The organism is Dermacoccus sp. BD5 (assembly GCF_044878485.1).
GTDB classification, from domain to species: domain Bacteria; phylum Actinomycetota; class Actinomycetes; order Actinomycetales; family Dermatophilaceae; genus Dermacoccus; species Dermacoccus nishinomiyaensis.
The window spans coordinates 313,162-334,450 of sequence record NZ_JANJER010000001.1 but is presented as its reverse complement, the minus strand read 5'-3'; the positions used below and the strand labels follow the sequence as shown (position 1 = coordinate 334,450).

At 69.2% G+C, this 21,289-nt stretch carries 21 protein-coding genes and 5 tRNA genes; 20 read left to right on the top strand and 6 right to left on the bottom strand.

From position 1 onward, the window contains the following. Positions 1-7: 7 nt before the first annotated feature. Positions 8-916 carry an HAD family hydrolase gene (locus NQ706_RS01425; RefSeq protein ID WP_051805742.1) on the top strand — a complete coding sequence of 303 codons (909 nt, stop codon included), beginning with the start codon at positions 8-10 and terminating at the stop codon, positions 914-916. Positions 917-1,039: 123 nt separating this feature from the next. Here NQ706_RS01425 and NQ706_RS01420 read toward each other — a convergent pair whose 3' ends face one another. Next, positions 1,040-1,936 (bottom strand): hypothetical protein, encoded by an 897-nt coding sequence (locus NQ706_RS01420; protein WP_038567483.1) that lies wholly within the window; start codon positions 1,934-1,936, stop codon positions 1,040-1,042. A gap of 100 nt (positions 1,937-2,036) precedes the next feature. On the opposite strand from NQ706_RS01420, the gene NQ706_RS01415 reads away from it, so the two are divergent. The 6 genes from NQ706_RS01415 (at position 2,037) to rdgB (ending at position 7,351) form a co-directional block, all read left to right on the top strand. After that, on the top strand, positions 2,037-2,819 hold the full coding sequence (locus NQ706_RS01415) for a fumarylacetoacetate hydrolase family protein (RefSeq protein ID WP_038567485.1): 783 nt from the start codon (positions 2,037-2,039) through the stop codon (positions 2,817-2,819). Positions 2,820-2,925: 106 nt separating this feature from the next. After that, on the top strand, positions 2,926-3,726 hold the full coding sequence (gene murI, locus NQ706_RS01410) for a glutamate racemase (RefSeq protein ID WP_006945967.1): 801 nt from the start codon (positions 2,926-2,928) through the stop codon (positions 3,724-3,726). Continuing rightward, on the top strand, positions 3,723-4,490 hold the full coding sequence (locus NQ706_RS01405) for an MBL fold metallo-hydrolase (RefSeq protein WP_038567488.1): 768 nt from the start codon (positions 3,723-3,725) through the stop codon (positions 4,488-4,490). The genes murI and NQ706_RS01405 overlap by 4 nt, the downstream gene beginning before the upstream one ends. A gap of 216 nt (positions 4,491-4,706) precedes the next feature. Then, positions 4,707-5,738 (top strand): S66 peptidase family protein, encoded by a 1,032-nt coding sequence (locus NQ706_RS01400; protein WP_038570566.1) that lies wholly within the window; start codon positions 4,707-4,709, stop codon positions 5,736-5,738. Positions 5,739-5,963: 225 nt separating this feature from the next. Beyond that, the gene (gene rph / locus NQ706_RS01395) at positions 5,964-6,731 is read left to right on the top strand and encodes a ribonuclease PH (protein WP_038567492.1); all 768 of its coding nucleotides are present in this window, start codon (positions 5,964-5,966) and stop codon (positions 6,729-6,731) included. After that, the gene (gene rdgB / locus NQ706_RS01390; protein WP_038567495.1) at positions 6,728-7,351 is read left to right on the top strand and encodes an RdgB/HAM1 family non-canonical purine NTP pyrophosphatase; all 624 of its coding nucleotides are present in this window, start codon (positions 6,728-6,730) and stop codon (positions 7,349-7,351) included. The genes rph and rdgB overlap by 4 nt, the downstream gene beginning before the upstream one ends. Positions 7,352-7,363: 12 nt before the next feature. Here the strand turns inward: rdgB and NQ706_RS01385 are convergent, their stop codons facing one another. Beyond that, entirely contained in the window at positions 7,364-8,347 is a 984-nt protein-coding gene (locus NQ706_RS01385) for a hypothetical protein (RefSeq protein ID WP_038567498.1), read from the bottom strand. Further along, complete coding sequence (locus tag NQ706_RS01380) at positions 8,344-8,625, bottom strand: hypothetical protein (protein ID WP_006945861.1); 282 nt, start codon at positions 8,623-8,625, stop codon at positions 8,344-8,346. The genes NQ706_RS01385 and NQ706_RS01380 overlap by 4 nt, the downstream gene beginning before the upstream one ends. A gap of 4 nt (positions 8,626-8,629) precedes the next feature. Between NQ706_RS01380 and NQ706_RS01375 the strand changes: the two genes are divergently transcribed. Then, positions 8,630-9,016, top strand: coding sequence for a hypothetical protein (locus NQ706_RS01375; RefSeq protein ID WP_144708082.1), 387 nt, complete (start codon positions 8,630-8,632; stop codon positions 9,014-9,016). A gap of 232 nt (positions 9,017-9,248) precedes the next feature. On the opposite strand, the gene NQ706_RS01370 is transcribed toward NQ706_RS01375, so the two are convergent. Further along, positions 9,249-9,329: transfer RNA gene (locus NQ706_RS01370), tRNA-Leu, on the bottom strand. A 174-nt stretch (positions 9,330-9,503) separates the two neighbouring features. After that, a complete protein-coding gene (gene bcp, locus NQ706_RS01365) occupies positions 9,504-9,974 on the bottom strand; it encodes a thioredoxin-dependent thiol peroxidase (RefSeq protein WP_038567502.1) in 471 nt (156 codons plus the stop codon). 87 nt (positions 9,975-10,061) lie between these two features. On the opposite strand from bcp, the gene NQ706_RS01360 reads away from it, so the two are divergent. The 3 genes from NQ706_RS01360 to NQ706_RS01350 all read left to right on the top strand — a co-directional run bounded on the left by NQ706_RS01360 (position 10,062) and on the right by NQ706_RS01350 (position 10,875). After that, positions 10,062-10,322, top strand: coding sequence for a DUF3618 domain-containing protein (locus NQ706_RS01360; RefSeq protein ID WP_006946019.1), 261 nt, complete (start codon positions 10,062-10,064; stop codon positions 10,320-10,322). A 153-nt stretch (positions 10,323-10,475) separates the two neighbouring features. Beyond that, positions 10,476-10,551, top strand: a tRNA-Lys gene (locus tag NQ706_RS01355). Between the two features lie 174 nt (positions 10,552-10,725). Next, complete coding sequence (locus NQ706_RS01350) at positions 10,726-10,875, top strand: hypothetical protein (protein ID WP_167539832.1); 150 nt, start codon at positions 10,726-10,728, stop codon at positions 10,873-10,875. A 150-nt stretch (positions 10,876-11,025) separates the two neighbouring features. Here the strand turns inward: NQ706_RS01350 and NQ706_RS01345 are convergent. Continuing rightward, a tRNA-Lys gene (locus NQ706_RS01345) sits at positions 11,026-11,101 on the bottom strand. A gap of 174 nt (positions 11,102-11,275) precedes the next feature. On the opposite strand from NQ706_RS01345, the gene NQ706_RS01340 reads away from it, so the two are divergent. The 9 genes from NQ706_RS01340 (at position 11,276) to NQ706_RS01300 (ending at position 21,167) form a co-directional block, all read left to right on the top strand. After that, complete coding sequence (locus NQ706_RS01340; RefSeq protein ID WP_081873614.1) at positions 11,276-12,868, top strand: YihY/virulence factor BrkB family protein; 1,593 nt, start codon at positions 11,276-11,278, stop codon at positions 12,866-12,868. Between the two features lie 99 nt (positions 12,869-12,967). Then, positions 12,968-13,597, top strand: a complete 630-nt coding sequence (gene orn / locus NQ706_RS01335) for an oligoribonuclease (protein WP_038567505.1) — start codon at positions 12,968-12,970, stop codon at positions 13,595-13,597. An 88-nt stretch (positions 13,598-13,685) separates the two neighbouring features. Further along, a tRNA-His gene (locus tag NQ706_RS01330) sits at positions 13,686-13,761 on the top strand. 59 nt (positions 13,762-13,820) lie between these two features. Beyond that, positions 13,821-13,894: transfer RNA gene (locus tag NQ706_RS01325), tRNA-Arg, on the top strand. Between the two features lie 275 nt (positions 13,895-14,169). Continuing rightward, positions 14,170-15,039, top strand: a complete 870-nt coding sequence (gene efeU, locus NQ706_RS01320; protein ID WP_038567507.1) for an iron uptake transporter permease EfeU — start codon at positions 14,170-14,172, stop codon at positions 15,037-15,039. Further along, on the top strand, positions 15,036-16,214 hold the full coding sequence (gene efeO / locus NQ706_RS01315; RefSeq protein WP_051805746.1) for an iron uptake system protein EfeO: 1,179 nt from the start codon (positions 15,036-15,038) through the stop codon (positions 16,212-16,214). Before efeU ends, efeO begins: the two co-directional genes overlap by 4 nt. A 109-nt stretch (positions 16,215-16,323) precedes the next feature. Then, on the top strand, positions 16,324-17,595 hold the full coding sequence (gene efeB, locus NQ706_RS01310) for an iron uptake transporter deferrochelatase/peroxidase subunit (protein ID WP_051805748.1): 1,272 nt from the start codon (positions 16,324-16,326) through the stop codon (positions 17,593-17,595). A gap of 186 nt (positions 17,596-17,781) precedes the next feature. Next, positions 17,782-19,497, top strand: coding sequence for a dynamin family protein (locus tag NQ706_RS01305; protein WP_038567510.1), 1,716 nt, complete (start codon positions 17,782-17,784; stop codon positions 19,495-19,497). Next, positions 19,494-21,167 (top strand): GTPase family protein, encoded by a 1,674-nt coding sequence (locus NQ706_RS01300; protein ID WP_051805750.1) that lies wholly within the window; start codon positions 19,494-19,496, stop codon positions 21,165-21,167. Before NQ706_RS01305 ends, NQ706_RS01300 begins: the two co-directional genes overlap by 4 nt. The last annotated feature ends 122 nt before the right edge of the window (positions 21,168-21,289 follow it).

Genomic DNA, 21,289 nt, shown 5'->3' with positions numbered 1-21,289 from the left:
GCGCCCCATGACGACTGCTCGGCGTGACGGCCCGGCATCCCGCGCGACGGGTGCCGGGCCGATCCCGCGTCTCGTCGCGAGTGACCTCGACGGCACCCTGCTCGACACCGACGGGCGCGTCAGCGATCACACGCGCACGGTGTGGTCGGGGCTCGGTGCGCGCGGCATCGAGACGATCGTCGTCACCGCGCGTCCACCGCGCTGGCTCGATCACCTCGCGGAACTCGTGGGTGCTGCCGGATCGCCGGAGTCGACAGCCGACGATGTCGGCGCCCACACCCTGGCGATCTGCGCGAACGGGGCGTTCGTCTACGACCTCGCGACACGGCGCGTCATCGAGGCCGATGGATTCACCGCGGATGAGGCACTCGCCGTCGTCGAGCACCTGCGGCGACGCTTCCCGGATGCGGGAGCGGCCGTCGAGACCGAGCGTGGCATGTTCCGAAGCGCCGCCTACCCGGACGCCCACGCCGGCATGCCGGCGCACGACGCCGCCGTCCGTGACTGTGAGCTGACCGCGCTGCCGCCCGACGTCGTCGTCGGCAAGATTCTGCTACGCGACGAGGCATGGCGCGGCGATGCGTTCGTCGAGGCGTTGACGGAGTGCCTCGGTGGGCGTGGAGTGCTGGCCTACTCAGGAGCGGCAGGGCTTGCGGAGATCAGCGCCCCGGGCGTGACGAAAGCGGCCCGCCTCGAGGCCTGGTGCGCGGAGCGGGGCGTCGACGCGAACGACGTGTGGGCCTTCGGCGACATGCCCAACGACATCCCGATGCTGACATGGGCCGGGCGCGGCGTCGCCGTCGAGAACGCCCACGACGAGGTGCTCGCGATCGCCGACGACACCTGTGGCCCCCACGATGCCGACGGCGTCGCCCGCTACCTCGAACGCCACCTCACCCTCGATTGCCACCCCTGATCCTCAGCGGCTGATCCTGTTCACGTCGGCGAATCTCGTCCCCCTCTGCGACTTTCGTCCATATCCGCGATTCATCGACCAGGTTGAGAACGGTTCCAGAGGTGGACGTCAGTCGCAGATGTCTCAGGGCGCGGGGGCGGCACGGTCCAGCACGTCGAGCAGGCTTCGTCGCAGGTCCTGCGACCGCTCGGCGAACTCTCGCTGACGACGAACGTACTCAGCGCGCCCGCGCGGCGTCTCGACGGGGACGACGCCGTAGCCGAGGCCGCGCACGTCGTAGGGGCTGGCCTCCATGTCGAGGGTGCGGATCTCCTTGGCGAGTTCGAACGCGTCGAGCACGAGGTCACCCGGGACGAGAGGCGCGAGTTTGTGCGCCCACTTGTAGACATCCATCCCTGCGTGCAGGCACGCAGGCTGTTCGAACTCGACCTGACGCTCGCGCGTCGGGCGCTCGCGATTCAGTTCCACGGCGTCGGGCGTGAAGAAGCGGTAGGCGTCGAAATGCGTGCAGCGAATGTCGGCGGCCTCGACGACGTCGTCCGTCGCGGCCTGGCTCAGGCGCAGCGGCAACTGCTCGTGGCGCTGCTCGCCCGGCGCGAGCTTGTAGACCATCGCCCACTCGTGCATCCCGAAGCACCCCAGGTTCGGGGCGCGATCGAGCGTCGCGGTGAGCAGCGACCTGACGAACGCGATGGTGCGGTCGCGTGCGTCGACGAACTCGTCGACGTCAAGGACATCGGCATCCCCTTCGGCCGTCGTGATGCGGCGGGTGAACCGGTCGTCGGTGATGGGCGTGCGACCGCGCTCGTCGACGAGCAACGCGACGCCTGCGCCCGGGTGCCAGCGCCGCAGCTTGCCGGGGGAGTAGGAGTAGTAGACGAAGAGGAAATCCTCGACGGGATGCTTGCGGTGCTCCTTGCGACGACCGAGATGCGGTTCGACGTGCGGGGCCACGCGTGCCTCGTGGGCGGCGACCCCCTCGCGCCACTGCGCCGGCGTCATCACCGCGACCTGCTCCATCACCCGTCGATCCTAGAACTCGACCCACGGCGCTGCGATCCACAGCCTGCTGCCGCACCGCCCCGTCAGCGGGCCGGCGACGACGAAATAGGATGGGCACATGCGTATCGCGAGGTTCACGACGGGTGATGACCCGATGTTCGGTCTGGTCGACGGGGCGGGCGAGAAGATCGCCGAGATCACGGGCGACCCGCTCTACACGAAGATCGAGCTGACGGGTGCCGTCCACCAGGTCGACGACGTGCGTCTGCTCGCGCCCGTCATCCCGCGCTCCAAGATCGTCGCCATCGGCAAGAACTACGCCGAACACGCGCGCGAGATGGGCGGCGAGGCGCCGAAGGAACCGCTCATGTTCCTCATCCCGAACACCGCCGTCGTCGGCCCGAACGACCCCGTCGTCATGCCGTCGATCAGCGAACGCGTCGACTTCGAGGGCGAACTCGCCGTCGTCATCGGGCGCATGTGCAAGAAGGTGAGCGTCGAGGAAGCGATGAAGGTCGTCTTCGGCTACACGATCGCGAACGACGTCACCGCCCGCGACCTTCAGAAGAGTGACGGCCAGTGGTCGCGCGCCAAGGGCTTCGACACGTTCTGCCCGCTCGGGCCGTGGATCGAGACCGAGCTCGACCCGTCCGCCACACGCGTGACGACACGCGTCGACGGCGAGGTGAAGCAGGACGGGCCGACGTCCGACATGATCCACGACGTCGCGCAGCTCATCTCGCACGCGTCGCAGGCGTTCACGCTGCTGCCGGGTGACGTCATCCTCACCGGCACCCCCGAGGGCGTCGGCCAGGTGCGGGCCGGGCAGCGCGTCGAGGTCGAGATCCCCGAGATCGGCGTGCTCGCCAACACCTACGTCGCTGACGAGGACGACGCCTGACGGCGCCCATTCCGGGCGGCCGAAGCGATGCGATATGGGCAGCCTCACACCTCGTCAGGTCGCAACCGGTGAGTAGCACTACACGTCACGACTTACCCTGAAAAGCGTGACTGACGCACCGATCGGCATCTTCGACTCCGGCTACGGCGGTTTGACCGTGGCGCGCGCCGTGCTCGACCAGCTGCCGCACGAGAAGATCATCTACCTCGGCGACACCGCCCGCGCGCCCTACGGCCCGCGACCCATCGCCGAGGTGCGGCAGTACGCCATCGAATGCCTGGATTCGCTCGTCGAGCAGGGGGTCAAGGCCCTCGTCATCGCGTGCAACTCGGCGTCCGCAGCCGTCCTGCACGACGCGCGCGAGCGCTACGACGTGCCCGTCGTCGAGGTCATCCGCCCGGCGACGCGCCGCGCCGCCGCGGCGACGCGCAACAACCGCGTCGGCGTCATCTCGACGGAGGCGACGCACCAGAGTGGTGCCTACACCGACAGCTTCGCCGCAGCGCCGCAGGTCAAGATCTCGAGCGTCCCGTGCCCGCGGTTCGTGGAGTTCGTCGAGGCCGGCATCACCTCCGGCCCGGAGCTGCTGACGGTCGCGCACAAGTACCTCGACGGCCTCGTCGACGAAGGCGTCGACACGCTCATCCTCGGCTGCACGCACTACCCGCTGCTGACCGGTGTCATCAGCTACGTCGTGGGCTCGACGGTGACACTCGTGTCGTCGGCGGAGGAGACGGCGAAGGATGTCTACCGCGTGCTCGCCGACATCGGTCAGCTGCGCGATCCCGAGCTCGGCCCGACGCAGCACCAGTGGATGACGACGGGCGACCCGGCCGCGTTCGAGACCCTCGCGCGGCGCTTCCTCGGCCCCGAGGTGACCGCGGTGACGCGTGAGGCGGCGCTGTGAAACTGACCATCATCGGTTGCTCAGGCTCCTACCCGGGCCCTGAATCGCCCGCCTCCTGCTACCTCGTCGAGGCGGAGGCCGACGGCAGGCGCACCTCGGTGCTGCTCGACTTCGGCAACGGCTCGCTCGGCGCGCTGCAGCGCTACCGCGAGGTCGACGAGATCGACGCCGTCGTCATCAGCCACCTGCATCCGGACCACTGCCTCGATCTGTGCAGCTATTACGTCGTGCGCAACTACGACCCGCTCGGTCGTTTCGACGCCAAGTTGCCGGTGCACGCACCCGCGGGCGCACGCGAGCGCCTGACGCGCGCCTACGCCGTCGACAAGCCCGAAGACCTGGGCACAGCCTTTGACTTCGTCGACCTCGTCGACCGTCAGACGTTCGAGATCGGCCCGCTGCGCATCACGCCGCACCTCGTCAACCACCCCGTCGAGGCGTACGGGCTCCGCGTCGAGGCCGATGGCGCCGTGCTCGCGTACACGGGTGACACGGACGCCTGCCCGGGACTCGTCGAGCTCGAGAGGGACGCCGACCTCGTCCTCACCGACTCGGCCTTCGTCGACGGTCGCGACGACGAGATGCGCGGCGTCCACCTCAGCGGCTCGCGCGCCGCGCAGACGGCCAAGGACGCGGGGGCGAAGCGGCTCATGCTCACCCACATCCCGACGTGGACGCCCGTCGAGGACTGCCTGCGGGATGCTCGCACCGTGTGGGAGGGCGACGTCGAGGTCGCCGTCGCGGGGGAGACCTACGAGCTCTGACGGGCGTCGCGCGCCGTCGACGGACGGCGTGCCGTCGCGCCAGGATGGCGGATGACTCACAGGTAGGGGTTTGCTGCATGCCTACCTGTGAGTTACGCGCCATCCTCGGGTGGCGCAGTGTCGCGCCGGCAGAACGACACCGGCTGACGGGGGCGCGCACCGGGGGCGGAGCAAATTCGCGTGCGCTTGCTCACGGTCGAATGCCAGGATGACGGCATGTCGACCGAGATTCGCTACCCCCGCCCGCTGCGTCCCGGTGACACGGTTGCGGTGACTGCCCCGTCGGCGCCGGTTCGACCCGAACACGAGGCACGGCTGACTTTCGTCACTGACTGGCTGCGTGGCCGCGGTTTCGAGGTGGTCCTCGGCGAGTGCCTGATCGGTGACGGCATCACGAGCGGCTCCGCGCGTGCACGGGCCGATGAGTTCAACGCGTTCGTCCGCGACCAGGCGGTGCGCGCCGTCGTCCCGCCGTGGGGCGGGGAGCTGGCCATCGACCTCGTCGACCTGCTCGACCATGACGCGCTGCGCGCGGACCCTACCTGGGTCGTCGGGTGGAGCGACATCTCGACGCTGCTGCTCCCGCTGACGCTGCGCTCCGGCGTCGCGACGATGCATGGCCAGAACCTCATGGACGCGCCGTACGGGCTGCCGCATGGCACCGCGCACTGGCTCGACGCCGCCACGATGCCGGCCAGGGCGTCCTTCGTCCAGGAGGACCCGCGCGTGCGTCGGCGCGGTGGGTTCGACGACTGGGAGCGTCACCCCTGCGCCGACCGCATGGATCTGAGCGAGCCGACGTCGTGGCGTGTGCTCGCGGGGGAGCCGCGCGTCGACGTCTACGGACGGCTCATCGGCGGGTGCCTCGACGTCGTGTGCCATCTCGCGGGCACCCCGTACGGCGACGTGCGCCGCTTCGCTCGCGACCACGAGGATGACGGCGTCATCGTCCACCTCGAGAACTGCGAGGCACCCTCGCTCGATGCTGCGCGCATGCTCCACGGGCTGCGCCTCGCGGGGTGGTTCGAGGGGGCATCAGCGGTGCTCATCGGCCGGACCGGTGCGCCGGAACGAGCCGGTGTGACGCAGGACGACGCGATTCTCGATGCGCTGGGGAGCCTCGACGTGCCGATCGTCGCCGACGTCGACTTCGGTCACGTGCCACCCGGCAACGTCCTCGTCAACGGAGCCCTCGCGCACGTCGTCGTCGACGGGGAACGCCACGAGATTCGTCAGACCTTCGTGTGACGCCCGGCGAGCCGGTGCCAGCACTCACTAGCCGACGTTCACCTGGCGCTCCTAGCGTGTGAGCCCCCACAGGATGGCGGGTAACTCACGCCTCGGCGCAAAACATCTCGCCTACGCGTGAGTTACCCGCCATCGTCGGGTCCACGGCCGTCAGGCGAACGCGAGCGGCATCTCCAGGCTGCGGTGCCGCTCAGCAGGCCTCGCCGCACTCGATAGGCTGACGCCATGACTGACGCAGCCACGCCCACCCCCCGCCACGACGGCCGCACCCCCGATCAGTTGCGCGAGGTGCGCATCACCCGCAACTGGCTCGATCATGCCGAGGGCAGCTGCCTCGTCGAGTTCGGTCGCACGCGCGTGCTGTGCGCCGCGTCGTTCACCGAGGGCGTGCCGCGCTGGCTCAAGGGCCAGGGCACCGGCTGGGTGACGAGCGAGTACGAGATGCTGCCGCGCTCGACGAACACCCGCAGCGACCGCGAAGCGCGCAAGGGCAAGGTCGGTGGCCGCACCCACGAGATCAGCCGCCTCATCGGGCGTAGCCTGCGCGCCGTCATCGACACGAAGGCGCTGGGGGAGAACACGATCGTCATCGACTGCGACGTCCTGCAGGCCGACGGCGGCACGCGCACCGCGTCGATCACCGGCGCGTACGTAGCGCTCGCGGATGCCATCGCCGACGCTCAGGCGCGCGGTCTCATCGCGAAGAAGGCGAAGCCACTGACGGATTCGGTCGCCGCGATCAGCGTCGGCATCGTCGCCGGTCACCCGGTGCTCGACCTCGACTACCCCGAGGACTCGACGGCAGAGACCGACATGAACGTCGTCATGACCGGCTCGGGTGGCATCGTCGAGGTGCAGGGCACTGCCGAGGGTGCGCCGTTCAGCCGTGACGAGCTCAACGCGCTGCTCGACCTCGCCGCCGACGGCATCGCCGACCTGACGACGAAGCAGCGCGACGCTCTCGCCGCCGACGCTCGCGAGCGCCTGCAGTGAGCGACGCTCGCCCCGCCGAGGCACGTACCCGCGTCGTGCTCGCGACCCGCAACGCCGGCAAGATCGCGGATTTCCAGCACCTGCTCGACGCAGCGCAGCTGCCCATCGACGTCGTGAGCGTCGGCGAGTTCGCCGACCTGGCCGACACCGTCGAGACGGGTGTGACGTTCGAGGAGAACGCGCGCCTCAAGGCCGATGACGTCGCGCACGAGACAGGTCTGCCGGCGCTCGCCGACGACTCGGGCCTCGCCGTTGACGTCCTCGGTGGCTGCCCGGGCGTGTTCTCGGCACGCTGGTCGGGCACGCATGGCGCGGATCAGGCGAACATCGACCTGCTGCTCGCCCAGACCGGCGACGTGCCCGCGGACGAGCTCACCGCGCGCTTCATGTGCTGCGTGGCGCTTGCGGTTCCCGACGAGTCGACGCAGGTGGAGTTCGGCCATGTCGAAGGGCGTCTGACGCGCGATCAACGCGGTACGAACGGGTTCGGCTACGACCCGATCTTCGAACTGCCCGACGGCCGGACCATGGCCGAACTCACCGCGGACGAGAAGGCTGCCATCAGCCATCGCGGGCGAGCTTTCCGCGCGATCCTGCCGCAGGTGGCGGCGCTCGTCTGAGGCTCGGCGGAGCTACTTCGCCGAGGTCGATGCCGTCGCCGACGTCGATGAAACCGACGCGGATGCTGACCGCGCACCAGATGGCGCTGCCTTCCACGGCAGCTGCACGGTCGTGCTCGTGAAGACCGCCTCCTGACCCAGTTCTCCCGTGGCCTGAGCGACGTCGAGCCCCCACGCCGTCGGGTGCTTGACGTTCGAGCAGGTGATCGTGAACAGCCGTTGCTGTGTCGGCGTCTTCACACCCGGGCGATGTTCGGGCGACACGGCCGTCGTGCACTCAGGGAACTCATTCGTGTTCTGGGCCTCAGCGACGGCGAGCGTGAGTTCGGCATATTCGGTGGCCCACGCCGTCACCGTCACGTTCTCGCCCTGGTAGTGGGCGGACACGACCTGCGTGTCGACGGGCTGGTCGGCCTGGATCGGCGCGTCCGGATCTGTCTGCGGACTGCCCTGGGCCTTGGCATCGCCGAGCGCGAAGATCGCCGAGGTCGCGCCCGTGTGCGTGGCGTCGCCCCAGAGGCCAGAGATGGCAGGACGCTTCAGCTCGCCGGTGACGTGGCACGTCAGCGTCACGAGGTGGGTGACGTTCTTCAGGGCACCCTTGATCGGTGCAGAAAGGGGCTTCTCCGAGGTCTTGCTGCACTGGGGATCGGCGTCACCTCCTGGGATGAGCTGCCCACCGCCCGCGGCTCGCGTGTCCTGAAGAACGAAGTCGCCCTCGGGCGCAGTCGCGAGCGTCAGGGCGTACGAGCCCCGGGTGTAGGTCGCCGAACGAACCCAGATCTGTGTCGGGACGAATTCGGGCGCATCGGTCGAACCTTCGGCGGGGACATCCGGATCCGTCGGGCCCGTGCCCTCGGGCAGATCGATGGTGGGGACGACGGAGGGCCGCGTCATGCGACTCGACGACGGGGACGCCGGGGTGATGGCCTGCGCGGAGCAGCCGGTGAGCGCGAGGAGCGTCGCGACCGCGATCGCGCGACGGGCGCGCTTCACGGCGTCGTGCCGACAGCCAGGGGGGTGGCGACGCTGGCTCCCGAGCCGCCGCCCGCGACGCGCACGATGAGGAGCGTCGCAGCATTCTGCTCGCCCGGGCAGTGCAGCGAGTACGTCGTCAGCATGCCCTGGACGCCCTTGGTTCCCGCGGTGCAGACGCCCCCCGCCGATGCTGACGGTGACATGCCGTTGGCGCCCGGGGAGGTCGGGGCCAGAAAGAACGTGGCGCCGGGGCGCGTCGTGACGACCGCGTCGTACGCACCGTTGGCGTACGTCACGGAGGTGATCTCGACTCTGAACGCGCCGGACGACGACGGCGCCGGGCTGGTCGGGGAGGGGGCCGTGGTGCTCGAGGCGCCGGCGCTCGTTGCGCTCGAGGATGCGCCGTTCGTGCCGTTGGCACTCGATGACGGCGCTGCCGACGACGACCCGCTCGCAGGAGCCGAGGCGGTGGACGATGGGGGCGTGGACGCCGCCGACACTGAGGCCGACGTCGACGCTGATGACGAGGCGTCACCGCTCGTCGACGATCCGCTCGAGCACCCGACGAGGGTGGTGAGGGCGCAGAGTGAGACTGCAGCCGTGATGGTGTGTCGCATGGCTTCCTCCGACGACGGGTGCGCCGGCCGGGACGAGCTGGGGCGTTCGTGCTCGGCTGGGGCGTCGTGACGTGCTGGGCTCACAGTAGAGCCGCCGCGACGTCAGGGGAGGGCGTTTTCGGTTGCGAATCGGTCTCGGTTGCCCGCGAGGTGAGGGAGCGGGCCAACCTGGGAGGGTCTTGGATCCGGGCGATGGCCGCTCGCCTGCCGAGTGGGGCCCGTCAACTCGAGCCCACCCGAGCACCGCACTCGACATGCGACGAGGACGGCCCCGCGTCTGCGAGTGCCGCCCTCGTCCTCGGTGCGCCTGGGGAGACTTGAACTCCCACGTCTAAGACACCAGAACCTAAATCTGGCGCGTCTGCCAATTCCGCCACAGGCGCAGCGCCGACGATCCTACGTCACGTCGTCCGAGCCCATGCCGACGCCGACGCTTGCGCAGGATGGCAGGTAACTCACGAGGAGGCGAGTCGTGACGGGCTTACACGTGAGTTGTCCGCCATCCTGCGTGGGGCAGAACCGCGGCGGGGCCGCGCCCACCCTGCGTCAGGGCGCGCTCAGGCTTCGAACTTCAGGGCCTTCTTCAGTGACGCGACGTGTCCGGTGGCCTTGACGTTGTAGCGCGCGAGCTCGATGACGCCGTTCTCGTCGATGACGAACGTCGAACGGATGACGCCGACGACGGGCTTTCCGTACAGCTTCTTCTCGCCGTAGGCGCCGTACGCCTCGAGTGTCGTCTTCGACTCGTCCGACAGCAGCGGGTACGTCAGCTGCTCCTTCTCGACGAACGTCGCGAGCTTGGCGGGCGCGTCGGGGCTGATGCCGATGACCTCGTAGCCCGCGGCCTGCAGCGGTGCGAGCGAGTCGCGGAAGTCGCAGGCCTCCGTGGTGCATCCTGGCGTCATCGCGGCGGGGTAGAAGAAGATGATGAGTTTGCGGCCGGCGTAGTCGCCAAGGGAGATCTGGGTGCCGGCGTCACTCGTCAGCGTGAAGTCGGGGGCGCGTGTACCAGCTTCGAGGCGTGCCATGGGTGAAGTCCTCCTGAGCGAATCCGTCTGGTGCGTTAACCTTTGAGTCAAGATCCTAGTTTTCCGCATGTGGCAAGGAGACCCACCATGGCACCCAAGACGGCCAAGCAGATCGAAGCTGAGCTCGCCGCGTCGCGTTCGCGCCTCGCCGGGACGATCGACGAGCTCGCGTTCCGCGCGCAGCCGAAGGAGATCGCCAAGCGTCAGACCGAGAGCGCTCGCCTCGCGCTGACCGACGCGACCCGCACTGCTGACGGCGACCTGCGCTCCGACCGTGTCGCGATGGGTCTCGGCGGCCTCGGTGGGCTGCTCGTGCTCGTCGGCCTCGCGAAGCGCCTTCGCTCCTGACACTGGGCGCCCCACGGCGCCTCCCGACGTGGCCCGTTCGTCCCGCGACGAGCGGGCCACGCGTGTTTCTCCGAGCCGTCGCGACGGGGGAGGCGCAGGCGCTGACACGAATTTGGCCCCGCACCTGCCGTTCATGTAATGTTTGTCCTCGTTGCGCCAATAGCTCAATTGGCAGAGCAGCTGACTCTTAATCAGCGGGTTCGGGGTTCGAGTCCCTGTTGGCGCACCACTCCCGAGAAGGCCCACCGTTCACGGTGGGCCTTCTCGCATGCTCGGGTTCGAGTGCCCCGGCTCGTGAGGCGCCTGTGCCGGGTCGGGCATCACCCGCAAGGTGATGGCGGCCCGGGGCGCCCCGTGAAAGGGTTGAGGCGACAGTGAACGCCGCCAACGCAGGGAGGCAACCATGCCCGGTGAGAACGACAAGAACACCACGTCCGCGAACGAGGAGAACACGACGCGAGACGAGCAGAGCGACGCCGAGAAGGAGATGGGGGTGCCGGCCCACGAGCTCAACTCGCAGGCGGACGTCATCTCCACCGACGACGCCGACTGAGCGTCCCCGTCGCCGATGATCGTCGAACCGACCTGGCGCGACGTCGTGACGCGGTCAAGGCGCGCGACGAAGGGCCGGTGAACACGTGTTCACCGGCCCTTCGACACCGCGGCGCCGACGTCTAACGACGTTCTGCTGCAACGGCTTTTCTGGTGCGCCAACAGGGACTCGAACCCCGAACCCGCTGATTAAGAGTCAGCTGCTCTGCCAATTGAGCTATTGGCGCAACGAGAAAGAACTATAGACGACAGCGGCACTTCGGGCCAACTTCGAGCCGCGCCTCGCGTGCGGCGCAACACGATACGCCTCCGACGCGCCCAGCGGGGGATGGGACGCGGCGCGATCGGGGCGATAGATTCGAGACAGAACAGTTCTGACCACAACACACCGGAGACGACTCATGACGAGCCTTCCTGAAGCCGGAGTGGAGCGCCCGTACGGCGATCCGCCGAAGCTCGACGCCAAACCCGACTACAAGGTCGCGTTCAAGCGCGCTGCGGCCAAGTTCTCGCAGGACCAGTGCACCGACTTGGCAGCGTCGCTCACCTACTACTCGGTGCAGGCGATGTTCCCCGCCATCATTGCGGCGGTCTCGACGATCGGGCTGTTCGGCAACGGGCAGAAGACGACGGACAGCGTCATCGAAGCCATCGCGGAGATCGTCGGCAAGAACAAGGACGACATCCCCGAGGGGTTCACGACCTTCATCAACAACTTGCAGGGCGGCGGCGCCGGCCTCGCCTTCATCCTCGGCATCCTGCTGTCGCTGTGGTCGGCGTCGGGCTACGTCAACGCCTTCTCACGCATGAGCAACCGTATCTACGACGTTGCCGAGGGCCGCCCCGTCTTCAAGCTGCGGCCGTGGCTCTACTTCGTCACGATCGTGGCGTTCGTCCTCGCGATCCTCGCCGCGTTCTCGCTCGTCGTCTCGGGTGGCATCGCGGAGCAGATCTTCGACTCCGTCGGTCTCGGCACGCAGGCTGCGACGGTGTGGGACTGGGCGAAGGTGCCGTTCGTCATCGTCGTCGTCATCTTCATCATCTCGCTGCTGTTCTGGGGTACGCCGAACGTGAAGCGTCCCTTCAAGCAGGCGATGTTCAACCCGGGCGCCGTCCTCGCGTTCGTGATCTGGGCGATCGGGACGATCGCCTTCGCCTGGTACGTGTCCAACATGGGCAACTACGGCAAGACGTACGGCCCGATGGCGACGCCGATCATCCTGCTGCTGTGGCTGTGGATCACGAACCTCGCCATGCTCTTCGGTGCGGAGTTCGACTCCGAGACGTTGCGCACGCGCCAGTTGAAGACCGGCTACCCGGCCGAAGAGCTCATCCTCCTGCCCGTGCGTGACGAGAAGGGCATCGACAAGAAGGCAGAGAAGTACGACGCGCTCGTCGAGCAGGCCCACGCCCTGCGCCTGTCGTCCGGCGTGCCGGACGAGGCCGTCCGCACGATGCTGCCCGAGGCTCCCAAGGAGCGTTCCGACGAGCGCACGATGGCCGCTCAGGCCGGCTCGAGCGAGAAGCGTCCGACGCGTCCGCAGTCGAAGACGCAGGAAGCCGCTCCGGCGCTCGCCGCGGCCACGAAGGACGAGGCCCCCGACCTCGCGGACGGCTCCGGCGCCTCACGCGCGGACGGCGTGACGCGTCGTCGCGCCACGGACGACGCCGCGGAGCGCGAGGCCGCGGAGATCGCCGAGGCGCGCGAGGTGCGTCGCCGTCGTGCGCTCGCCGAGAGCCGCCACAAGCGTGAGGAGCGGGAGCGTCGTGACGCGCAGCGTCACAAGGTCGAGGCCGAGCAGAAGAAGGCGGAGGCCGAGCGCGCGAAGGAGCGCACGAAGGCCGAGGCCGAGCGTCCGCTCGAGGAAAAGTGGGCCGAGGTCGAGAACGTACGCAACCGCTACCAGCACCCGAACACGCGCGAGTACCGCGCCGTGACGGCGGAGCGCGAGGAGCGCCGTCGCCGTTGGTTCTCGAACACGACGGCGAACTGAGCACCTGCTCAGCGCGATTCGCCGCCATGACGATGCCGCCCCAACCCGCGTTTGGCGGAGTGGGGCGGCATCGTCATGACGGGCGCAAGGCTCGCTAGGATGTTCGCCGTGACTGACACCGACCGCGCCCACACCGACCGCATCGTCTGGATCGACTGCGAGATGACGGGCCTCGACCTGGAGAACGACGCCCTCATCGAGGTAGCCGCGCTCGTCACCGACTTCGAGCTGAACCAGCTGGGTGATGGCGTCGACGTCGTCATCAAGCCCGAGCTGGCGGCCCTCGAGCAGATGGGTGACTTCGTGCGCGACATGCACACCAAGTCCGGGCTGCTCGCCGAGCTCGACGAAGGGGTCAGCATGGAGGAAGCGCAGGCGCTCGTGCTCGAGTACGTCATGCAGCACGCGCCCGAGGCCGGGAAGGCGCCGCTCGGTGGCAACACGGTCTCGACCGACCGCGGCTTCCTCGAGCGCGACATGCCGCAGCTCGCGGGGCACCTGCACTACCGCACGATCGACGTGTCGTCGATCAAGGAACTTTCGCGGCGTTGGTACCCCCGCGCCTACTTCAACGCGCCCGCCAAGCACGGCGGCCACCGCGCCCTCGCCGACATCCGCGAGTCGATCGCGGAGCTGCGTTACTATCGCGAGGCTGTCTTCGTGCCCGCTCCCGGCCCGACGTCGAACGAGGCGCAGGTCATCGCCAAGCGCTACGAGGTTGGCCCCTGACGCCGGACGCGTCCCTGATTGGGCGCGGCGGCCCTGTTTCGGGTATATTCGTCCGCGCTGCCTGACACGGTGACGTGGACGGCGCATGGTGGGTATAGCTCAGCAGGTAGAGCACCTGGTTGTGGTCCAGGATGTCGCGGGTTCAAGTCCCGTTACTCACCCCAAGCAAGTGGCCCCCAGAGCGATCTGGGGGTTTTCTTGTTTACCCGCTCTCGGCGGGTGAGTCCCTGTAGCTCAGCTGGATAGAGCAAGAGCCTTCTAATCTCTAGGTCGCGAGTTCGAATCTCGCCGGGGGCACCGAAGCGGCTCGACCGCGGCGTGCGTTGCGCTGCCGTGCTAATGCGACGCCATGTCGTCGCGCGCCGATGCCACGCCCATGACTCGCTCATGACGCCCTGCTCCGCGCGCTGAGCCGCCCGCCTCCGCCACATCGGGGCCATGGGCCCCACATCACCTCCTCGCGACGCGAATCACGTCACATCACCACGCCCTCATGCCACCCCGATGCACTCTCAGACTCCTCCATGCTTTAGGTTTGCCTTACCTAAACGTTTGGCTGTGAGGAGTGCGTGGTGTTCGGCAACTATCTGGTCGGGCTTCGAGAGGGGCTGGAGGCGTCGCTCGTCGTCGTCATCCTCGTGGCCTACCTGGTGAAGTCGGGTCGGCGCCACATGCTCGGGCGCATCTGGCTCGGCGTCGCCGCCGCCATCTCGATCTCCCTCGCCTTCGGCGCCGCCCTCACGTACGGCCCCCGCGGCCTGACGTTCGAGGCCCAGGAGGCGATCGGTGGCACGCTGTCGATCGTCGCCGTCGGCTTCGTCACCTGGATGATCTTCTGGATGGCACGCTCCGCCCGCAGCCTGTCGGGCGATCTGAAGAGCCACGTCGACCGCGCCGCGGACGCCTCGCGCGCCTCCCTCGTCGTCGTGGCGATGCTCGCCGTCGGCCGTGAGGGCCTCGAGACCGCCCTGTTCCTGTGGGCAGCCACGCAGGCTGCGAGCTCGGGGGAGGGCTCGTCGAGCGCGCCGCTCATCGGCGCCGGGCTCGGCCTCTTGACGGCCGTCGTCATCGCCTGCCTCTTCTACCGCGGTGCGCTGTCGCTCAACCTGTCGAAGTTTTTCACCTGGACCGGCGGCTTCCTCATCTTCGTCGCGGCCGGCGTCCTCGCGTACGGCGTGCACGACCTGCAGGAGAGCGGTGTGCTGCCGGGCCTCAACTCCCTCGCGTTCGACGTCAGCGCACAGATCCCGCCGTCGTCGTGGATCGGCACGCTGCTCAAGGGCACGTTCAACTTCTCACCGGCGACGACGTGGTTCGAGCTCGCCGTCTGGGTTGCCTACATCGCGATCGTCCTGCCGATGTTCATCGTGCGCGTGCGCGCACCCCACCCCCCGAAGGCCTCGGGCTCCGCCGTGGCCACGAAGCAGAAGGCAACAGCATGATTCTCCCCACCCGCACCGCACGGGCATTCGCGTTCACCAGCATCGCCGGCTTGGCGCTCACCGGGTGCACGACCAACTCGAAGGATTCCAAGGGCAACGGCAAGCTGACGGTCTCCTCCACGTCGAGCGAGTGCAAGGTCTCGGCCTCGGAGGCGCCCTCGGGCACCCTGTCGTTCAGCGTCAAGAACGACGGCGACAAGGTCACCGAGTTCTACCTGCTCGGTTCGGACCGCCTCCGCATCGTCGGCGAGGTCGAGAACATCGCACCGGGCCTGACGCGTGAACTCGTCGTCAAGGCCGCGCCGGGCACGTACTACACGGCCTGCAAGCCGGGCATGGTCGGCAAGGGCATCCAGTCGAAGTTCACCGTCACCGACTCCGGCGCCGACCTGACACCGACGGGGGCCGACAAGGCGCTCGTCGACGAGGCCGACAAGCAGTACCAGGCCTACGTCAAGGATCAGGCGACGCAGCTGAGCGCGCAGACGACGACGTTCGTCAACCTCTACAAGAGCGGCAAGGACGCCGAGGCGCGCGCCCTCTACGCGAAGGCGCGCCTGCACTGGGAGCGCGTCGAGCCCGTCGCCGAGTCGTTCGGCGACCTCGACCCCAAGATGGACCTGCGCGAGGCCGACCTCGAGAAGGGCCAGGAGTGGACCGGCTGGCACCGCATCGAGAAGGATCTGTGGCCGCCGAAGTCGGGCTACACCGAGATGAGCAAGACCGAGCGCAACAAGATCGCCGACCAGCTCCTCAGCGATACCAAGACGTTCGAGACGCGCACCAAGACGACGACGTTCACCGCCGACAAGATCGCGAACGGCGCGAAGTCCCTCATGGACGAGGTCGCCACGGGCAAGGTCACCGGCGAGGAGGAGATCTGGTCGCACACCGACCTCTACGACTTCCAGGGCAACGTCGACGGCGCACGCATCGCGTGGGAGAACCTGCGTCCGCTGCTCAAGAAGAAGGACGCGAAGCTCGACACGTCGATCGCGACGAAGTTCGCGGCGCTGCAGAAGTTGCTCGACAAGCACCGCGTCTCCGGTTCCGGGGACGACGCCGTCTTCAAGAGCTACGACAAGCTGTCGAAGGCCGAGGTCAAGGAACTCTCCGACGCGGTCAACGCGCTCAGCGAACCGCTGTCGAAGCTGACGGCGACCGTCACGTCCTGACACCGGCGTCGAAGCGCCCTACCCTGGGTGGGGCGCTTCGACGGTGGTCGTCACGACGATCGCAGCGACCGGATCCGCGTCAGGGCGGATCGACACGACGTGCAGAAGGATGGGTGAAGTGACGCAGCTGTCGCGCCGCGGGATGTTCGGTGTCGCAGGAGGCGGCGCAGCCGCAGGGCTGGCCGGATTCGCCGGGGGGTGGGGTGCCTCTCAGGCTTCCGCGAACCCGGCTCCCGACGCTTCGGCGCGCACCTACCCGTTCTTCGGCGCCCACCAGAGCGGCATCGTCACCCCGGCACAGGACCGGCTGTACTTCGCCGCGTTCGACGTCACCGCGAGCACCCGAGACGACCTCGAGACGCTCCTACGCGCCTGGAGTTCCGCCGCCGAACGCATGATGCGCGGGCTGCCGGCGTCGGACGAGGTGACGTCCTACGACGCCCCCCCGGCCGACACGGGTGAGGCCGACGGGCTCGGCGCGGCCGGCCTGACGATCACGTTCGGCTTCGGCCCCACCTTGTTCCGCACGAGCGAAGGCAAGGATCGTTTCGGCCTGGCGAAGAAGCAGCCGAAGGAACTGCGCGAGCTGCCGCACTTCCCGGCCGACAAGCTCGACCCGCATCGAAGCGGCGGTGACCTCTGCGTCCAGGCCTGCGCCGACGACCCGCAGATCGCCGTCCACGCCATCCGCAACCTCACCCGCATCGCCTTCGGCCTCGCCGCGCTGCGCTGGGCGCAGCTCGGCTTCGGGCGCACCAGCTCGACGTCGACGGCGCAGGCGACGCCGCGCAACCTGTTCGGGTTCAAGGACGGCACGGCCAACATCAAGGCCGAGTCGCAGGACGTCGTCGACGAGCACGTGTGGGTAGCAAAGGGCGACGACGCCGCAGCCGACTGGATGGCCGGCGGCTCGTATCTCGTGGCGCGCCGCATCACGATGCACCTCGAGACTTGGGATCGCACCAGCCTGCGCGAGCAGGAGACCCTCATCGGCCGCGACCGCGTCGAAGGAGCGCCGCTGTCGGGCGGCAAGGAGTTCGACGAACCACGCTTCGACGTCACCGGCCGCGAGAACAAGCCCCTGATCGCCAAGAACTCGCACGTCTTCCTCGCCCACCCGAAGAACAACAAGGGCGTCCAGATGCTGCGGCGCGGCTACAACTTCACCGACGGCAACGATGCGCTCGGTCGCCTCGACGCGGGTCTGTTCTTCCTCGCGTACGTGCGCCGCCCGTCGACGCAGTACATCCCGATGCAGATGCGCATGTCCCGCGAGGATGCCCTCATGGAATACCTGCAGCACACCGGATCCGGGCTGTTCGCCATTCCGCCGGGCGCGCGCGACGGTTCCTACGTTGGGCAGACGCTGCTCGAGGGCTGACGGCGCGGCGGCGCTCGAAGCGCTACGACGCTCAAAGGCGACGACGCTCGGAGGTAGCAGCGCGCGGGATGGCGACTTGGTCGGCAGGGCATCAGGCGTTGATGCCACAGCGCCGTCATGGCATCCGGGAACGGTCGATGCGCCGAGCGAGTTGAGCCGCACGCGCGCACCGGCAAGACTGACAGGGTGAACGAACCCTTCAACGCCGCCCGGCTGCACGCAGCAGTCGGTGAGCTGCGTGCCGCCGTCGCGGCCAACGTCCTCCCGTTCGAGACGGCTGACGCGGCGGTCGCTCGGCGCTCGCAGCACGAGCTCGTCGCGCAACTCGACGACTACGTCATGCCCCGCCTCGAATCGCTCGACGCGCCGCTGCTCGCCGTCATCGGTGGATCGACGGGTGCGGGCAAGTCGACGCTCGTCAACTCGATCGTGCGCGAGCAGGTGACGCGCTCGGGTGTCCTGCGCCCGACGACGCGCGCGTCGGTTCTCATCCACCACCCGAGCGACACGCACTGGTTCATCGACGAGCGGGTGCTGCCCGGCCTGTCACGCCTGACCGGCAGTGCGACGCAGGGTGACGACCCGTCGTCGCTGCGGCTCGTCGCGTCGGCGTCCGTGCCGCGCGGACTGGCGCTGCTCGACGCCCCCGACATCGACTCCGTCGTCTCCGCGAACCGCGACCTGGCCCGACAGCTGCTGTCGGCCGCCGACCTGTGGCTGTTCGTCACGACCGCGGTGCGCTACGCCGACGCGGTGCCGTGGGAGATGCTCGAGCAGGCCACGGAGCGCGGGACGTCCGTCGCCGTCGTCCTCGACCGGGTGCCGCGCGAGGCGATCGACGAGGTGCAGGCCGACCTCGCGCGCATGCTCGCCGCGCAGGGGCTGGGCCGTGCGCCGGTGTTCGCGGTCGCCGAATCGCCGCTCGACGACTTCGGCATGCTGCCGCAGGCCGAAGTCGCGCGCATCACCGAGTGGCTCAACTCGCTCGCGAGTGACGCGATGTCGCGGCAGGCCGTCATCCGCCGTACCCTCGACGGCGCCCTCGACTCGCTGGCGCCGCGGGCACGGGCGAGCATCGCGGCGGCGCGGGCCCAGGAGGAGGCCCACGCCCGGCTGAGCGACGTGGCCCACGAGGCCTATCGCGAGCACCTGCAGGAGGTGGCCGAAGGTCTTGAGGACGGCACGCTGCTGCGCGGCGAGGTGCTCGCGCGGTGGCAGGAGTTCGTCGGCACGGGTGAGCTGTTCAAGCAGTTCGAGGCCGGCGTCAGCCGCCTGCGCGACCGCGTCTCCGCTCTTTTCACCGCGCGGACGGAGAAGGCCGCACCCGCGAGGGATCTAGGGGAGGCGCTGCAGTCCGGGGTGGCGCAGCTGGTCACCTCACACGCTGAATCGGCAGCCCTCGACGCCGGCCGCGGTTGGCGCCTCGACGACGCGGGCAAACCGCTCGTGGCGCGTCACCCCGAGCTGACCTCAGCCAGTCCGCAGGTGGCCGACCACATCGAGCGGCTCGTGCGCGACTGGCAGGGCGACGTGCTCGAGCTCGTCCGCTCCGAAGCCGGTGAGAAGCGCTCGACGGCGCGTTTTCTCGCGTTCGGCGTCAACGGCATCGCCGTGCTGCTCATGATCGTGACGTTCGCCTCGACCGGCGGCCTGACTGGCGCTGAGGTCGGCATCTCCGCCGGCTCGTCCGTGCTCGCGCAGCGCCTGCTCGAGGCGATCTTCGGCGACCAGGCCGTCCGCTCGCTCGCCAAGGCGGCCCGCGGTCTGCTCATCGAGCGCGTCGAGGCGCTCTTCGCCGCCGAGGAACGTCGCTACGACGCTGCGCTCGGTGAGGTGGCTTTGCCGAAGCAGGCGGCGGCTCGCATCGAGACGGCGCTCACCCACGTCGAGGAGGCGCGATGAGCTGGAAGCCGTTCGGACGCGAGCGGCGCGAACGCGCCGAGGTCGTCGCCCCCATCACGCGCGAGGAGGTCGACGGCCGCGCCGCCGCGCTGCAACGCGCGCTGACGCTCGGTGGGCCCGCCTTGCCCGCGGACGATGTCGCCGTCGCCCGCAAGCTGCTGGCGCGCGTCGCCGAGCGCTCACGGATCGGCGGTAACCACACCGTCGTCGCGCTCGCCGGGGCGACCGGCTCCGGCAAGTCGAGCCTGTTCAACGCGCTCGTCGGCGAGCCCGTCTCGCGGGTCGGCGCGCGCCGCCCGACGACGTCACGGGCCGCCGCGGCGATCTGGGGTGAGAGCGTTCCGAGCGAGTTGCTCGACTGGCTCGACGTGCCTTCACGCCATCAGGTGCACGCCGCGATGCCACGCCATGCCGAGCTCGACGGGCTCGTCCTGCTCGACCTTCCCGACTTCGACTCCCGTGTGCGTGAGCACCGTGCGGAGGCCGATCGCGTGCTCGAGCTGTGCGATCTGTTCGTGTGGGTCACCGACCCGCAGAAGTACGCCGACGCGGTGCTGCACGAGCAGTACGTCCGTCAGCTCGCGGTCGCGAAGGCGACGTCGATCGTCGTGCTCAACCAGGCCGATCGGTTGACGCCGGAGGGGACCGACAGCTGCCTCGCCGACCTGAGTCGCCTCCTCGTCGAGGACGGGCTGACGGACGCGCTCGTGCTGCCCACCTCGACGGTCGTCGACGGCGGTGTGACGACCCTCGTCGACGCTCTCGCGTACGTCGTGCAGGCCAAGAATGCCGCCGATCGGCGCCTCGCGGGCGATCTGCGGCATCAGGCCCAGCGGCTCAGCTCGCACGTCGGAGCGGTGCGCGAGCATCGCACGAGTGGGACGAACGCCGAGGTCGTCTCCGCCCTCGCGCAGTCGGCCGGTGTGGGGGTGGTGCTCGACGCCGTCGAGCGCGACTACCGCACAGAGGCGGCACGGCGCACCGGATGGCCGTTCACGCGATGGTCGCAGAAGCTCAAGGCGCGGCCGCTCGCGCGGCTCGGGCTCGACAAGCAGGTGTCCGACGGCATGAGCCGCGGTGATCGGCGCGTCGTGCTCGGCAAGTCGTCGCTGCCTCCCGCGACGCCGGCCGCGCGCGCTGCGGTCGACCTCGCGACGAGGCGTCTCGGGGAGAAGGCTGCGGACGGCCTGCCGGACCCCTGGGCAGACGAGGTGCGCAGCGCCGCGACGGGGCGTGACGGCGCCATGGCCGACGCGCTCGACCAGGCCGTGCTGCGCACGCCGTTGCGCGGACGCTTCCCGGGTTGGTGGGCCGCGGCGTCGGCGCTGCAGTGGGCCTTCGCCGGTGTCGCGCTGGCCGGGGCCGCGTGGTTGATCGTGCTCGCGCTGCTCGGCACGATGCAGATCCACGTGGGCGTCCCGACGATGGCGGGTGACTGGCTGCCCATCCCGCTCGTCATGCTCGCCGGCGGGTTGCTCGCGGGGTTGTTGCTCACGGTCCTCACGCGGACCCTCGCTCGGACGGGAGCCCGACGCGCACGTCAGGATGCGCAGGAGCGCCTCGACGAGGCCATCGCGCAGGTGGCGTCGGAGCGCATCATCGCGCCCGTCGAGGCGGTCGTGAGGCGCCACGACGACACGGCACGGGCGCTCGGGCAGGCGTCGGCCTGAGCCGCGGGCGATGGTTGCGGTGCTGGTGGGTGGGGGCTCTGCGGACGGTACGGCCGTGGGTCAGGCGCGGGGGCACCGTGGTTCGGCTCCGGGCTGGGGATGGTGACGCTGCGTCGCGGCCG